Origin of the sequence: Mesorhizobium sp. B2-3-12 (assembly GCF_006442205.1) — a bacterium.
In the GTDB taxonomy this organism is placed as follows: domain Bacteria; phylum Pseudomonadota; class Alphaproteobacteria; order Rhizobiales; family Rhizobiaceae; genus Mesorhizobium.
This window is the reverse complement of the sequence record NZ_VFVR01000001.1, coordinates 831,805-846,107: the sequence shown is the minus strand read 5'-3', so window position 1 is coordinate 846,107 and position 14,303 is coordinate 831,805. Positions and strand designations below refer to the sequence as shown.

At 65.2% G+C, this 14,303-nt stretch carries 12 protein-coding genes; 7 read left to right on the top strand and 5 right to left on the bottom strand.

Going from position 1 to position 14,303, the window contains the following annotated elements:
• Positions 1-39: 39 nt before the first annotated feature.
• A complete protein-coding gene (locus FJ948_RS04140) occupies positions 40-1,314 on the bottom strand; it encodes a hypothetical protein (protein ID WP_140701895.1) in 1,275 nt (424 codons plus the stop codon).
• Between the two features lie 259 nt (positions 1,315-1,573).
• On the opposite strand from FJ948_RS04140, the gene FJ948_RS04135 reads away from it, so the two are divergent.
• Positions 1,574-1,999 carry a low affinity iron permease family protein gene (locus tag FJ948_RS04135; protein ID WP_140701894.1) on the top strand — a complete coding sequence of 142 codons (426 nt, stop codon included), beginning with the start codon at positions 1,574-1,576 and terminating at the stop codon, positions 1,997-1,999.
• Positions 2,000-2,002: 3 nt separating this feature from the next.
• Here FJ948_RS04135 and FJ948_RS04130 read toward each other — a convergent pair whose 3' ends face one another.
• Positions 2,003-2,869 carry an SDR family NAD(P)-dependent oxidoreductase gene (locus FJ948_RS04130; protein ID WP_140701893.1) on the bottom strand — a complete coding sequence of 289 codons (867 nt, stop codon included), beginning with the start codon at positions 2,867-2,869 and terminating at the stop codon, positions 2,003-2,005.
• A gap of 133 nt (positions 2,870-3,002) precedes the next feature.
• On the opposite strand from FJ948_RS04130, the gene FJ948_RS04125 reads away from it, so the two are divergent.
• The gene (locus tag FJ948_RS04125) at positions 3,003-3,284 is read left to right on the top strand and encodes a hypothetical protein (RefSeq protein WP_140701892.1); all 282 of its coding nucleotides are present in this window, start codon (positions 3,003-3,005) and stop codon (positions 3,282-3,284) included.
• A 57-nt stretch (positions 3,285-3,341) separates the two neighbouring features.
• On the opposite strand, the gene FJ948_RS04120 is transcribed toward FJ948_RS04125, so the two are convergent.
• Entirely contained in the window at positions 3,342-3,917 is a 576-nt protein-coding gene (locus FJ948_RS04120; RefSeq protein ID WP_140701891.1) for a TMEM175 family protein, read from the bottom strand.
• A 241-nt stretch (positions 3,918-4,158) separates the two neighbouring features.
• Here FJ948_RS04120 and FJ948_RS04115 point away from each other — a divergent pair, with 241 nt between their 5' ends.
• Both FJ948_RS04115 and FJ948_RS04110 read left to right on the top strand, forming a co-directional pair.
• Positions 4,159-4,566: an SH3 domain-containing protein gene (locus FJ948_RS04115; protein WP_140701890.1), complete on the top strand. Its 408-nt coding sequence runs from the start codon at positions 4,159-4,161 to the stop codon at positions 4,564-4,566.
• Positions 4,567-4,758: 192 nt separating this feature from the next.
• Positions 4,759-5,964, top strand: coding sequence for an MFS transporter (locus tag FJ948_RS04110; RefSeq protein WP_140701889.1), 1,206 nt, complete (start codon positions 4,759-4,761; stop codon positions 5,962-5,964).
• A gap of 33 nt (positions 5,965-5,997) precedes the next feature.
• On the opposite strand, the gene FJ948_RS04105 is transcribed toward FJ948_RS04110, so the two are convergent.
• A complete protein-coding gene (locus FJ948_RS04105; RefSeq protein WP_246677447.1) occupies positions 5,998-7,458 on the bottom strand; it encodes an MATE family efflux transporter in 1,461 nt (486 codons plus the stop codon).
• 190 nt (positions 7,459-7,648) lie between these two features.
• Between FJ948_RS04105 and FJ948_RS04100 the strand changes: the two genes are divergently transcribed.
• Positions 7,649-8,452, top strand: coding sequence for a L,D-transpeptidase (locus FJ948_RS04100; protein ID WP_140701887.1), 804 nt, complete (start codon positions 7,649-7,651; stop codon positions 8,450-8,452).
• 54 nt (positions 8,453-8,506) lie between these two features.
• Here FJ948_RS04100 and FJ948_RS04095 read toward each other — a convergent pair whose 3' ends face one another.
• The gene (locus FJ948_RS04095) at positions 8,507-9,976 is read right to left on the bottom strand and encodes an esterase-like activity of phytase family protein (protein WP_140701886.1); all 1,470 of its coding nucleotides are present in this window, start codon (positions 9,974-9,976) and stop codon (positions 8,507-8,509) included.
• 284 nt (positions 9,977-10,260) lie between these two features.
• Here FJ948_RS04095 and FJ948_RS04090 point away from each other — a divergent pair, with 284 nt between their 5' ends.
• Both FJ948_RS04090 and FJ948_RS04085 read left to right on the top strand, forming a co-directional pair.
• Positions 10,261-12,672: an FAD-dependent oxidoreductase gene (locus FJ948_RS04090; RefSeq protein ID WP_140701885.1), complete on the top strand. Its 2,412-nt coding sequence runs from the start codon at positions 10,261-10,263 to the stop codon at positions 12,670-12,672.
• Positions 12,673-12,693: 21 nt separating this feature from the next.
• Positions 12,694-14,247 (top strand): trimethylamine methyltransferase family protein, encoded by a 1,554-nt coding sequence (locus FJ948_RS04085; RefSeq protein WP_140701884.1) that lies wholly within the window; start codon positions 12,694-12,696, stop codon positions 14,245-14,247.
• The last annotated feature ends 56 nt before the right edge of the window (positions 14,248-14,303 follow it).

Below are 14,303 nucleotides of genomic sequence, written 5' to 3'. Positions count from 1 at the left end.
CCTTCCCCGCAAACAGGCCGGACATGCGCGAAGACGAAGTCAGATCTTGGCGCGCAACGCAATGAAGGCATCGATGCTGTGTTCGCGATCGTCGATGACCGTCTTGATGGTCCTGTTGATATCGACGCGCAAGACGACGGCCATCGACTTGCTCGCGTCATATGTCGCCTCGGCATAGATGCCTTTTCGGCGCTCCTGGTTCTCATAGAGCAGATTGTCCTTGAGCTCGTAGAAGATGCCGGACGCAATGCCGAGATTCTCACGCAGCTTGGTGCCGATTTCCAGTTCCGCGCGCTGCAGCCATGAGGCCAGCGGGTCGTCGGTGTTGGATGTTTCGTAGCGCCCGAAATACGTGCCGCGCAGCTCGAAGCCGCGCGGCAATGGCTTGCCGAAGGTCACCTGCCAGGTCGGGCGCCAGCGCTGGTAGATGTCGTCGGCGCCGCGCAGGAACTCCGCGCCCAGCGCCAGGCCCAGTGTGGAGCCGTCCGATCCCTTGTAGGCGGCCTCGGCGCGCAGCGTATAGGCATCGAACGACAGGAACAGCGGCGGATAGCCGATCCGCTCGACGCTGGCGAAGAGCGCCGATGCCGATGCGCCGAAGGCGAACTGGCCGACGGTCCGGGTGATCCTCGCCGCCAATTGGAAGAGGTTGCGGTCGGCGTGCAGTTTCGCCGGCAGGATCGGGTCGTCCTCGAAATGCGTCGCGCCGAGTTTTTCGAAACTGTCGGCGGCTTCGAGGATCAGCGATGTCGCATTGCCGAGATCGATGCCGAGTTGTGTCTGGGCACCGAAGACCTGCTTGGCCTCGCGCGTTCCGAGCGTCAGCGGGCCGATGTCGAGATTGTCACCGGTGCTGGACACGCGATAGCTCAGCGTTCCCCTCAATTCGAGACCCGGCGTGAGGCGGCGGAAGGCCTCGGCCGACACGCCCAGGGAGCGGTCATCCTCGATCGAGGTGTGGTCGTAGTGCGAAACCTGGAAGTCGGCGTTGAGCTTGGCGTAAGCGTCGCTGTCGCCCCATTGCTGTTGCAGCGCGCCGCGCAGCAGCGAATACCAGTCGGAGACGTTGCGATCGCTGTCCAGCGCGTTGTTGGTCCAGTGGCGTTCCAGGCTGCCGGTGATGACTGGATCGGGTGACGCCGCGGCCGCCTCCGCCGCCGGCGGGGCCGTCGGTTCGGCTGCCGGCGTGGTCGTGGATTCAGCCCGGGCGGTGACGGCAGCGCAGGTCATCAACAGGCCGAAGCCGGCGCTGCGGAGCAGAGTGCGCGAACGTGGAGCGATGGTTTGTGCCGGCCGGCGCTTTGGGGAAACCATGCTCCGCGCTCTCCGGAATGAAACCCCTTCCGCCATGCGGGGGTGGCGCAGCGGAAGGGGCTGGAGGTAAACCGCTGTGAAGCGGAAGGAACAGGCTCCTTGCCTGCATGGTTACCATGACATTGAACCGATAAGGTGTGTTTTTCACCAGATGCGCGTCCTGCGTGTATTCAATTGTGCCGGTTGCATTCCTTGCGGTGGGAACTCGAACGGCCCCCGCTTGTTTCTCATCGCGGCAAACATTGAGGGCACTCGACACATGGAAAAGCATTTCACCAAGGTTGCCAACTGGGTCGCTCACATGACCGGCCTGCCGCTGACCTTTGCCGTCTGCTGTCTGATCGTCGTCGTCTGGGCGGTCAGCGGGCCGTTCTTCGGTTTCTCGGACACCTGGCAACTGGTGATCAACACCGGCACGACCATCATTACCTTTCTCATGGTGTTTCTCATCCAGAACACCCAGAACCGTGACGGCGCCGCAATCCAAGCCAAGCTCGACGAATTGATCCGGGTCAGCGAGGGCCACAACCATTTTATCGGCATCGAACACCTGACCGAATCCGAGGTCGAGGAAATCCGCTCCAAATGCGAGCGGGCGGCAAAACGGCACGACAAGGAGATCGCCACCCTGGCGGCCAACAAGGCGGTTGCCAAGAAGCGGAGCGCGGGAAAGAGCGCTGCTTGAGGCTCAGCCCTTCAGGAATGCCACGAATGCATCCTTGTGGTCGGGGTGCCAGCGTGACAGGGCAGGGCGGTTTTCGATGATGTCGCCGATCGCCCAGGCCATGCGCTTTTCGTCCAGCGGTCGCGCCACCTCATTGTCGGGGCACAGGATGTAGAAGTCGCCCCGGACCAGCGAGACCAGCATGAAATCGACGACCTGCTCGCCGGTCCAGGCACCGGCGGGCTTTTCCGTCGCGCCTTCGGTCAGGCCGGTATAGGTGAAGCCGGGAATGAGCAGATGCGCCGACAGGCGGGCGCCGGGCTCGTTGCGCAGCGCATGCGCAAGGCCTTCCGTAAAGGTCTTCACGCCGGCCTTGGAAACGTTATAGGCGAGGTTGCCGGGCGGCGTGGTGATGCCTTGCTTGGAGCCGGTGTTGATGATCAGGCCGGGCTTGGCCGACGCCAGCATGCGTGACGTGAAGGCTTCGACGCCATGCAAGACGCCGCAGAAATTGACGTCGAGCAGCCGTTTCCAGCCGTCGCGGTTTTCCCAAGGCTTTCCAGGATTGTCGCCGACGCCGGCATTGTTCATCAGCAGCGAGACCTCGCCGAAGGCGCCGAATGCCCGGTCGGCGAGACGGTCGACCTCATCGGCCTTCGAAACGTCGGATGCAACGGCAAGCACGGCGTCGTCGCCGGTAATCGCGGCGACGGCGCGCGAGGCATCGTCGAGGCGCGGCCCGCCAATGTCGGCCAGCACGATCTTCATGCCCATCAACGCCAGCCTTTTGGCCGCCGCAAGGCCGATGCCGCTGGCGGCGCCGGTGATGACGGCGGTATTGCCTTGACCAAGCGCTGGCAGGGCGGTCTGGATTTCGGCGTCGGTGATCATGAGCGGAAAGGTCCTTTTCTCGATGGCGCCGAACTTAGCGCCGGATCGGGCTTGCGCAAGCCTCTGTCGGGCTTGTCGGGTTGACCAGCCCGGTCGTGGCTGCGCATGCTGCCACGACAAAGGAGACTTCCGATTGACGGATTGGGTTGCAATTCTGAAGGAGCAGACCGCCACCGGCGACCAGATGGGGCGCGAGGTGCCACAGATGCTGGCCAATCCCGATATCAGCGAAGCCCAGGTGAAGACTTTGTTCTCGGCGCTGGAAAAACAGGCTGAGTTCGTCGAGAAACTGCGCATGGCGCTGGAGAAGTTCGGCCATGATTTCTCGATCATCAAGGCGGCGGAGCAGCTGGAAGAGCGCTATGGCGACCTTGCCGCGTCGGTGGCGGAAAAGCTGAAGGCGATGCGCGGCTAAGCAATTCCAGGAAAAGTGTGAAGCGGTTTTCCGTCCGGAATTGCGCCGGGCAAACAGTTATTTTTCGATCACCCGCGCGAAGCGGGTGTCCGGCACCAGCCAGACAAGGGCGACGGCAACATAGAGCGCAACGCCGATCCACCGGTCGAGGAAGGCCAGCCCGACGGCCGCGATGTAAATGGCGAGCGAGATCCTCCCCTTACGGTCGGCGCCGATGGCCTTGGCGAATGCGGTGTCCTGCCCATGCAGCCGATGTAGCGCGATGACCAGGATGCTGTAGGCGGTCGCGCACATTACAAGGTCGAAACCGTAGACCGCGACGGGAACCGTGGCGAAATGGTTCTCGCCCATGAAGGCGGTCGTCACCGGCATCAAGGACAACCAGAACAGCAGATGCAGGTTTGCCCACAGCACGCGGCCGTCGACCCGCTGCACGGTGTGGAACATATTGTGCAGATTGTTCCAGTAGATGCCGACATTGATGAACGAGAGCACGTAGCACAGGAAGATCGGCCACTGCGGCAGCAAGGCCGAAAAATCCTCGCCTTCCGGCACCTTCAGGTCCAGCACCATGATGGTGATGATGATCGCCACCACGCCGTCGGTGAATGCCTCGACCCTGCCTTTGCCCATGATCACTGCCCCGGAGCGCGATGAATTGCCGAAAGATAGTAAATCGTTAGCGGATGTTGGCGTGCCGATAAACGGCGTACGGTAAATTCCTCAACTATATCAGGGGAAATCTCCATGCCCGGACCGGTGATCATGGTGATTGGCCTCGGCCAGTTGTTGACTTTTCTTGCCGCTGCATCTCCCCTTGCGACGCGGTCCCGGCCGAAGCAGTCGAACGGCCGGCGCTCGAATGGAGGGACTGATGAGATTTCGATTTCTGCTTGCGATAGCGACCATCCTGGCGGCGGTCTTCGGTACGTCGGCCGCGGCCTTTGCCTACAGCGCGCACACCACGACCAGCCTCAACGTGCGTACAGGGCCCGGCGCGGGATACGCCAAGGTCGGGACGCTGCCGGCGGGCTTCAGGGTAAATGTCACCGGCTGCCAGCCTGGCTGGTGCAGGATACATGGTGGCGGTGTCAGCGGCTGGGCCAGTTCGGGCTATCTTGCGCGCGCCCAAGTCGTGCATCCGCCTGTCATCATCGTGCGCCCGCCGCATCGGCCGCCGCACTGGCACCATCGGCCCCATCACCGTCCCCCGCATCATCGCCCGCCGCACAAGCCGCGTCCGGGCAAGTGCAAGATCGCGCCCGGTTTCCCCTGCAAATAGAACCGACCGCATCCGGTACGGCACACGGGATGCCGTTGATGGATCGGGGCCGCTGGCCCCGATCCGCGTTTTTGGCTGTGAGCCTGATGGGTCAAGGCCCACCGTGGTGTCAGGAGCGTGGCCGTTGATCGGAACGCCGGCGGGAAGGGTGCGTTAACGTCGCGATCCCTGAAACCGGTGACGAGCTTGGCCATGGCCCTTCGCGATCTCGCGCAAACTCACGACGATGCCGGCGGCGACTTAGCGATCCCCACTGTCGCCGCGATGATCGCGGTGCTGTTTGCCGGCAGCACGGTGCTGACGCCTCTCTATATCGTCTACAAGCAGCAATTCGGCTTTTCGCAGATCACCTTGACGCTGATCTACGCGGTCTATGTCGTCGGCAATCTCGGCGCCTTGCTGGTGTTCGGCGGCGTGTCGGATGTCGTGGGACGCCGGCCGGCGGCACTCGCGGCAATGATCGTGGCCATTGTCAGCGCGCTTGTCTTCCTGTTCGCAGGCAATGTCGTCGCGCTCGATGTGGCGCGCATCCTGAGCGGCCTTGGGATCGGCGTCGGTGCCGGGACGGGGACCGCGTGGATTGCCGAGCTTCTGCCTGATGCCGACAAGTCGCGCGCCAGCGTCATCGCCACCAGCACCAACTTCCTGGGCCTCGGTTTCGGGGCGCTTGTTTCGGGCCTGTTGGCCCAATACGAGCCGTGGCCATTGCGCCTGGTTTTCATCGTCTACCTGGCAGCGCTTGGGGTGGTGACGATCCTGGTCTGGCGCACGCGCGAAACGGTGACCAAGCCCAGCGGCCTTGGCCAGGTGTCGATGCGGCCGCGCCTCTCCGTGCCGGCGCGGATCCGCTCGCGCTTCGTGGCACCGGCGGTGACCGGCTTTGGCGCCATGGCACTGGTCGGCTTCTATGCGGCAGTGGCGCCGAGCATCCTGGCGCAGCAGCTGCACGAAACGAACCATGCCATGGCCGGGGCACTGTTCTTCGAGCTGGCGATGATCGCGGCGCTCAGCATCGTTGCGTTGGCGCGGATGGGGAGCAGCAAGGCGATGCTGGCCGCGCTGACCTTGATGATCCCGAGCGCCGTGCTCGTGGTGGCCGCGCAGATGCTGGCGTCGATGGCGCTGATGATCGCGGCGACCGCCTGCTGCGGCGTGGCGGCCGCTCTCGGCTATCGCGGCGGCCTGCAAGTGGTGAACGAGATCGCGCCGCGGGATCGCCGTGCCGAGGTCGTGTCCAGTTTCTTCATCTGCTGCTTTGTGGGTAATGCCTTGCCCGTCATCGGGCTCGGTGTCGTGTCGACCTATGCCAGTCCGGTCGTCGCGAGCCTGGCCTTCGCGGCCATGATCATCGCGTTCGCGCTGGTGGCGCTAGGATTCGGGCTCAGACAAAGGCGCTGAGACAGCCGCGCCGATCCGGCAAGGTGGCCTGCTTCAGCCGTTCGGGGTTTCAGGCGTCACGTTGGCGCGCTGGCGCGGCACACCGAGCCCTGTATCGGGCGGTTCGCCGGCGGCCGGCCTGTTCTCGATCATATGCATGGTGCGCCAGCCGCCGAAGCGGTAGTAGGCCGCCGCCAGCAACAGCGAGGTGATCGAGCCGGCGGGGAAACTCCACCACAGCGCCTCCTCGCCGATCACGCCGCGCATGAAATAGGCAAAGCCGGTGCGCACGACGAGCACCGAGATCACCAGGATGATCAGCGGCGGCATCACCGCGCCGGTGGCGCGCACGGTGGCGAACAGCACGATGGTGATGCCGAACAGGATGAACGACCAGGACGCGACACTGTTGATGTGAGCGGCAATGTCGATCGCCGCGCTGTCGCTGCTCAGGAAGAGGCTCAGGATCGAGCGGTCGAAGGCCCATAGCAGCGCGACGAGGGCGCCGGTCAGGACAAGGTTGAAGCCAACGCCGGAGACCGCGATGCGGCCGATGCGGTCCCAGCGGCCGGCGCCGACATTCTGCGCCGCCATGGAGGAGACCGCGGCGCCGATGGCAAGCGCCGGCATCTGGATGTAGGTCCAGAGCTGCGCGGCGATACCGTAGGCGGCGGCGACCTGGGACCCGTAGGAGTTGACGATACCCATCACCGTCAGTGCCGCCGCCGAGATGACGATCATCTGCAAGCCCATCGGCACGCCCTTGAAGACGACGATGCGCAGCAGCGCCGGATCCGGGCGCAGCAAAGCGAGATTGGCGCCGGCCAGCCGCAGCGGATGCTTGCGCGCGTAGAGCACGACAAGGATGGCGATGACGCTCACGGTCTGGCCGATCAGCGTCGAGGTGGCGGAGCCGGCGATGCCGAGTTCGGGAAATGGGCCGATGCCGCGGATGAGCAGGGGGTTGAGCACGATGTCGAGCACGACCGCCAGCGCCATGAAAAAGAAGGGCGTCCGTGAATCGCCCGCGCCGCGCAGCACGGTCATGACGAAGGACAGGAGGTTCATCATCGGCACGGCGACGAAGATGATGCGCAGGTAGGAGCGTGCGAGCGGCAAGGCGTCGGCCGGCGTGCCGAGCGCGCCGAGGATGGCGTCGACCCAGACCCAGCCGCACACCGCGAACACCACCGAGACGAGGAAAAAGAACGTGGCGCTGGTGCCGACAATGCGGCGCGCCTCGGGCAGGTCGCGAGCGCCGACCGACTGCGCCACCAGGATGGTGGCCGCCATGCCGATGCCGAACACCGTGCCGAGGATCAGGAACAGAACGAGATTGGCGTTGGACGTCGCGGTCAGTGCCGATTCGCCGAGGAAGCGGCCCACCCAGACGGCGTTGACCGAGCCGTTGAGCGACTGCAGCACATTGGAACCCAGCACCGGCAAGGCAAACAACAGCAGCGTGCGCGGGATCGGACCGCTGGTCAGGTCGCCGGTGCGACGACGGGCGGGCATTTTTTCGTCCATGGCCGACAGAGCCTATCTTTGAGTCCGGTGCGCGATGATCGCAGATTCAACCGGGCAGGTCGATGCAGGGCGGGAAGGACGGTCGAAGGGCCATGCCTTGATCCATCCTGTTCTCAAAGCTTGTGGAATGGGATATTGATCCCAGGCGCGTAGGGCCGCGTTTCTTACCGGGGGGTTCATGTCAGATATTCCGCTTTTTCCTGAGCGCCTGAGCCGGCGTGCGTTTCTTGGCGCATCCGCTTTGGGTGCGGCTTCCCTGACGCTTTCGGCGTGCACCACGACCGATGTGGCGCCGCCGACCGTGGCGCCGGCCCCACCGTCCGCCGCGCCAGGCGATGCCGCTTTCGGCGATACAGCCAGCATGTATGCGGCGCGCACCGACGAGGGTTATCAACTGCCGGCCATCCCGGTCGCCAAGCTCGATCCGAAGTTCGTGCGCCAGGTCGTGGCCGATCCGACCGGAGAAAAGCCCGGCACGATCGTCGTCGACGTATCCGAGCACTTCCTCTATCTGGTGCGCGACGGCGGCAAGGCCATCCGCTATGGCGTCAGCCTCGGCAAGGCCGGTTTCGGATGGACCGGCAGCGCCGTGGTCCAGGCGAGGAAGAAGTGGCCGGTGTGGACGCCGCCGCCCGAAATGATCCAGCGCCGGCCGGAACTGGCGAAATACAAGGACGGCATGCCGCCCGGCCCGCAGAGCCCGCTGGGCGCGCGCGCGCTCTATCTGTTCCGCGACGGCAAGGACACAATGTACCGGCTGCATGGCACGCCGGAATGGGATTCCATCGGCAAGAACGCGTCGTCCGGCTGCGTCCGCTTCATGAACCAGGACATCATCGACCTCTACAGCCGCGTCAATGGCCCGGCCCAGGTCTTCGTGCGGCCCAACCTGTCGGCCGCCGGCAAGATCATGGCCGTGTCGAGCAGGACGGCCGAGCCGATCGATGCGGGCGTGCCGAAGGACGCGGAGTTCCTGAAGTAAGCCTTTTCACGGCTTGCGGGCGGACGCGCCAGACGCGCCCGCCCGCGGCGATCGTTACTTCTTGCCGAGACCCGGCAGCGTGACCTGATAGACCAGGAACATGGTGTCGACGTCGGCGCCGTCATCGGCCTTGTAGGGGGCGCCGACCTGGAAGCCGTCCTGGGCGAGGAAGTCGTTGTCGTTGCCGACGAACAGGAAATAGTCGTCGGGCAGCTTCGGGTCGAGGACGCTGGCCAACGACATCGCTTCCCATTTCTCCGAAAGCTCGTTGTGGTCCTTCGCCCCGCCATTGTGCAGGCCGAAGCGGCCAAGCGCGGCGGCGTCGTTGATGTCGATGAACGGCGTCAGCTTGGCCGGGGTCACCGACGGATCGAGCACGCCCTTGGGCGCGACCGGCTTGTCGGCGGCGTCGAAGGGTCCGCCCGCGATGTCGGTCGCGCCGGAAAGGTCGACGATGTTGATCTGCCGGTAGAGCGACGCGTCGCCCTTCTTCAGGCCCTGGCCGTTGCCGCTGTCGCGTGCCAGCATCAGGAAGGACGTGTCCGAAAGCGCCACGATCTCGCTCTGCGCGGCGACCTTGGTCTTGCCCTTGGCATCCTTGAACACCGGCAGCGGCACGACATATTCATGCGCTAGCTTCAGATGGGCGAGGTCGGAGGCGTCATAGACCAGGGCCCTGGTGTTCTGGCGCGTCGAAGGGGAATCGCCGCCGTCCTGCCTCGGAGCCGACTGCAGCACCGCGATCAGGAACTTGCCGTCCGGCGTCATGGCCATGCCTTCGAGGCCCTGGTTGTTCTGGCGCCCGGTCTCGGGATCCTTCGGGTCAGGGTCGGCGGCGCCCGGGCCGGGGTTGTCGGAAGAGAAGTTCGGCGCTCCCTTGCGCATCGGCACGAGGGCCGCCGGCGGCTGGGTCGCCGACATCAGGCGGCCTTGCGCGGAGAACCGGTAGATGTTGGGGCCGTATTCGTCGGAGATGAACATCGAACCGTCGGGCAGCCGCACGATCGCTTCGTTGTCGAGAGCGAGCTTGCCGTTGGTGGCGACGGGCAGCATCGGCATGTCGCCCGCGGCCGGGCGTACATCCGCCAACGGATCGAGGCCGGTGGCGTCGGCGCCCTTGTCGTCGGTGAGAAGCATGGTGTCGGCAAGCGTCGCCTTGACGCCGGTCTGCTCCTGGCCGGCGGCGGGAGCAGCGCCCGGCGCGACAGGCGTGAACTCGATGCCGATCGTGTTGAGGCGCGGCCGGTAATCGGTGGTGCCGGCGACATTGTAGCCACGGTCGGGCAGCAGCCAGAGCGACCCCTTGTAGGTGCCGGCATCGTGCGTCCAGCCGGATGTGTCGATCGCCATGCCGGAGCCCGAGCCAAACGTCTCGCCGAACTTGTCGCGCTGTGCGGCCGGGATGCGGCCGACGCCGACGAGGCCCTTGTTGATATAGGCCACGCCATCGGCAAGCGCGGGGGTTAGGGCGGTGAACAAGGCCAGCGCTGCGCCGAGTGCGACGCTCCGGTTCAAATGTTTCATGGACAATCCTCTTTGTGACGAAGCACGCCGGAGCGGCCGAAGGACAAAAATGAAAAGAGGTGCCGCATCGACGATGCCGCGCATGCCTCCCCGAAAGCGATCTAAGGCGTCAACATGATGCTTGCGTGACAGTGCGCGATGTCGGCCCGCCGGGGTCTCCGTGTGGCGATAAAAATACTGGACGGCGTGAGATTATTGATCGGGCCATCGGTCGTATTCAGCGCACTAGACACTAATGTACAGTCCATATATGGTGTCCCCTCTGACAGACTAGGAGGGAAGCCTTGAAGTCGCATTACCGCGCAGTCGTCATTGGAGGTGGCGTGGTCGGCGCCTCGGTGCTCTACCATCTGACACGGTTCGGCTGGAGCGACGTGGCGCTGATCGAGCGCGCCGAACTGACGGCCGGCTCCACCTGGCACGCGGCGGCCGGTTTTCACGCGCTCAACGCCGATCCCAACGTCGCGGCGCTGCAGGATTACACCATCAAGCTTTATCGCGAGATCGAGGCCGAATCCGGCCAGGACATCGGCCTGCACATGACCGGCGGCGTCAACATGGCCAGCGATCCGCAGCGCTGGGAATGGTTGAAGTCGGCCTGGGCGGTGTTTCAGTCGGTGGGCATCGAAACGGCCCGCCTGGTGACCCCGGAAGAGATCAAGGCGATCTGCCCGATCGTCGACGTCAGCGGTGTGCTCGGCGGCCTCTATGATTCCAACGAGGGCCATCTCGACCCCTACGGAACGACGCACGCCTATGCCGGAGCGGCGAAAAAGCGTGGCGCCGAAGTCATCCTGCGCAACCGCGTGGTCGCGCTGAAGGCCCGCGCCGACGGCCACTGGGACGTCGTCACGGAGCAGGGCACCATCGTCGCCGAACATGTCGTCAATGCCGGCGGCTTATGGGCGAAGCAGCTCGGCCTGATGGCCGGCGTCGACCTGCCGGTGACGCCGATGGAGCACCATTATTTCGTCACCGAGGACATCCCCGAGGTCGCCGCGCTCGACCGGGAACTCGGACTTGCGGTCGACCTCGACGGCTTTTCCTACCTGCGCCAGGAACGCAAGGGCGTGCTGCTCGGCGTCTACGAGCAGAACCCGAGGCACTGGAACATGGACGGCGCGCCATGGGACTACGGCATCGAGCTGATCCCGGAGGACATCGACCGCATCAGCCCGGAACTCGCCAAGGCGCATGAGCGCTTTCCCTGCCTGGCGACGGCCGGCATCCGCAAATGGGTCAACGGCGCCTTCACCTTCACCCCCGACGGCAATCCGATCGTCGGGCCGGTGCGCGGCCTGAAGAACTACTGGGTCGCCTGCGGCGTCATGGCCGGCTTCAGCCAGGGCGGCGGCGTCGGCAAGTCGCTGGCCGAATGGATGATTTATGGCGAGCCCCGGGCCGACATCTTCGGCATGGACATCGCCCGCTACGGCGCCTTCGCCGCCAACCGGGAGTATCTCAAGCAGACGACCCGGCAGTTCTACGCGCGCCGCTTCGTCATGACCTTTCCCAATGAGCGATTGCCGGCGGGCCGGCCCTTGAAACGCCCCGGCGGCTATGACGGCATGAGTGCGGCCGGCTGCGAATGGACGGCCTCCTGGGGGCTGGAAATCCCGGCCTATTTCGCGCCGATGGGTTTTCGCGAGAACACAACGCTCAAGCGCTCCAACGCCTTCGATATCGTCGGCGACGAAGCGCTACGGGTACGGCGCGCCGCCGGTCTCGTCGATATCTCGGCCTATTCGCGCTACGCGATTTCGGGTCCAGGCGCCGAGGCGTGGCTCGACCGGTTGCTCGCCTGCAGGCTGCCGAAGGCCGGCCAGGCGCGGCTGGCGCCAATGCTCGGACCGGACGGGCGGTTGAAGGGCGACCTGACCGTCATCAACTGGGGCGCCGGCGACTATTGGCTGATGGGCTCCTACTATCTCAGGGAATTCCACATGCGCTGGTTCGAGAGCCATGCGCGAGAGGGTGTCACGGTCACCGACATTTCGGACGCGATGAGCGGCTTCCTGCTGACCGGGCCCAATGCGCGCAAGATTGTTGAGCGCACGACGCACCAGGACGTGTCGGGCAAGGCGCTGCCGTTCATGGCCTGCGGCGCGTTCGACATAGGCATGGTGCGGGCGCGGGTTGCCCGCCTCTCCATCGCCGGCGAACTGGGCTTCGAGATCAGTTGTCCCGTGACCTTGCACGCCACGCTGCGCGAAACGCTGCTTGCCGCCGGCGAGGACCTTGGCCTGGCCGAGATCGGCTATTACGCGCTGAATGCGCTCAGGCTGGAGAAAAGCTTCGGCATCTGGTCGCGCGAATTCACGCAGGGCTATACGCCAGGCCAGACCGGGCTCGACCGCTTCATCGCCTTCGACAAGGGCGACTTTATCGGCCACGACGCGGTGCTGAAGGCGCGCGAGGCCGGTGCCGCGCGGCGGATCGTGACGCTGGAGATCGATGCCGTCGATGCCGACGCCAGCGGCTTCGAGCCGGTCTGGCATGGCGGACGGCGCGTCGGCTTCGTCACCTCTGGCGGATTTGGCTACACGATCGGCAAGAGCGTCGCGCTGGCGTTGGTGGACGACGATTTCGCCGGGGAAGGGACCGCGCTTTCGGTACACATTGTCGGCGTCGAGCGGCCGGCGCGGGTCATCGGGGTCTCGCCCTACGATCCCCAGGGCAAGGCGATGCGGCAATGAGGCAATGAGGAGGAGTTTCTGATGGTCGATGACGCGGCACGGGATATGAGGCGCGAACGCCGGCGTGGACGCACGGGCGAGGCCGGCAGCGAATCCAGCCGCAAGCCCGATTACCGCTCGCTGAAGAACCCGTTTCTGCCGCAGCCGATCTTTTCCGACGACCAGGTGGCGTCGATCCACGACACGGCGCTGCGCGTGCTGGAAGAACTCGGCATCAAGGTGCTGCTGCCGCAGGCGCGGGAGTATTTCGCCCGCGCCGGCGCGCTGGTCGATCCCGAGACCGACATGGTGCGCATCGGCCGTGACATGGTGGCGGCCGCGCTCGCCTCGGCGCCGCGATCGATCCATGCCAATGCAGGCGCGCGGGCTCGCGACCTGTCGCTCGAACTGGGCTCGATGACGTTCCTGGCGGGCTCCGGCGCGCCCAATGTCACCGATCTCGACCGCGGCCGGCGGCCCGGAACGCTGGCCGCCTTCGAGGAGCTCATCAAGCTGGTGCAGCATTTCGATGTCTTGCACATGCTGGGGCCGTGCATCGAACCGCAGGATATCGACAATCGTTTCCGCCACTATGCCGTCAACCGGGCGCAACTGACCCTTTCGGACAAATTCCCGTTCGTGTTCGCGCGTGGCACGCCGCAGGTCGATGACAGTTTCGAAATGATCAGGCTGGCCCGCGGCCTGTCCGAGGATGAGTTCCGCTCCGGCGCGCATTGCTACACCGTCATCAACACCAATTCGCCGCGCCAGCTCGACATTCCCATGGCGCAAGGCATCATCGATTTCGCCAGGGCGGGCCAGGTCCTGATCATCACGCCCTTCTGCCTGGCCGGTGCGATGGCACCGATCACGGTGGCCGGCGCCTTGACCTTGCAGCATGCCGAAGCGCTGGCCGGGCTGACGCTGGCGCAGATCGTGCGGCCCGGCGCGCCGGTGGTCTACGGTTCCTTCTCCTCCAATGTCGACATGAAATCGGGCGCACCCGCCTTCGGCACGCCGGAGCACGTCAAAGCCACACTGGGCGCGGGCCAGCTGGCGCGCTTCACCGGACTGCCCTGGCGCTCCGGCGGCGGCAGCGCGGCCAACATATCGGACGCGCAGGCGGCGCACGAGACGCAGTTCGCGCTATGGGGCTCGGTGCTGTCGGGCGCCACCGTCTGCATTCATGCCGCCGGCTGGCTGGAAGGGGGCTTGAGCGTTTCCCTGGAAAAGCTGGTCACCGACATCGAGGCGCTGCAGACGGTCGCCGAACTCTGCGCCGCGACGCCTGGTGACGACGATGCGATCGGCTTCGAGGCGATCGCCGAGGTGCAGCCGGGCGGCCATTTCTTCTCGGCCGGCCACACCATGGCGCGCTACCGCACCGCCTTCTACGAACCGCTGGTGGCCGACTGGTCGAATTTCGGCAACTGGACGCAAAGCGGCTCGAAGACCGCGACCGAACGCGCCACCGGCATCTGGAAGCGCATCGTGGCCGATTTCGAGCCGCCTGCAGCGGCTGCCGCGACCGCGGGTGTGCTCGACGACTTCATCGCTAGGCGCACCGAGGAGGGCGGCGCCGCGCCGGTGTCCTGAGATTGCTTGCAGATTCACCGTCCCGAATTGTGGCTGGATACCGGAACCCGCGGCGC

What these genes read in the sequence shown, in the direction of transcription:
- FJ948_RS04115 (WP_140701890.1), top strand. Translation starts at nt 4,159, where the DNA reads ATGAGATTTCGATTTCTGCTTGCGATAGCGACCATCCTGGCGGCGGTC.
- FJ948_RS04130 (WP_140701893.1), bottom strand. Translation starts at nt 2,869, where the DNA reads ATGATCACCGACGCCGAAATCCAGACCGCCCTGCCAGCGCTTGGTCAA.
- FJ948_RS04085 (WP_140701884.1), top strand. Translation starts at nt 12,694, where the DNA reads ATGGTCGATGACGCGGCACGGGATATGAGGCGCGAACGCCGGCGTGGA.
- FJ948_RS04105 (WP_246677447.1), bottom strand. Translation starts at nt 7,458, where the DNA reads ATGCCCGCCCGTCGTCGCACCGGCGACCTGACCAGCGGTCCGATCCCG.
- FJ948_RS04110 (WP_140701889.1), top strand. Translation starts at nt 4,759, where the DNA reads ATGGCCCTTCGCGATCTCGCGCAAACTCACGACGATGCCGGCGGCGAC.
- FJ948_RS04140 (WP_140701895.1), bottom strand. Translation starts at nt 1,314, where the DNA reads ATGGTTTCCCCAAAGCGCCGGCCGGCACAAACCATCGCTCCACGTTCG.
- FJ948_RS04135 (WP_140701894.1), top strand. Translation starts at nt 1,574, where the DNA reads ATGGAAAAGCATTTCACCAAGGTTGCCAACTGGGTCGCTCACATGACC.
- FJ948_RS04100 (WP_140701887.1), top strand. Translation starts at nt 7,649, where the DNA reads ATGTCAGATATTCCGCTTTTTCCTGAGCGCCTGAGCCGGCGTGCGTTT.
- FJ948_RS04120 (WP_140701891.1), bottom strand. Translation starts at nt 3,917, where the DNA reads ATGGGCAAAGGCAGGGTCGAGGCATTCACCGACGGCGTGGTGGCGATC.
- FJ948_RS04095 (WP_140701886.1), bottom strand. Translation starts at nt 9,976, where the DNA reads ATGAAACATTTGAACCGGAGCGTCGCACTCGGCGCAGCGCTGGCCTTG.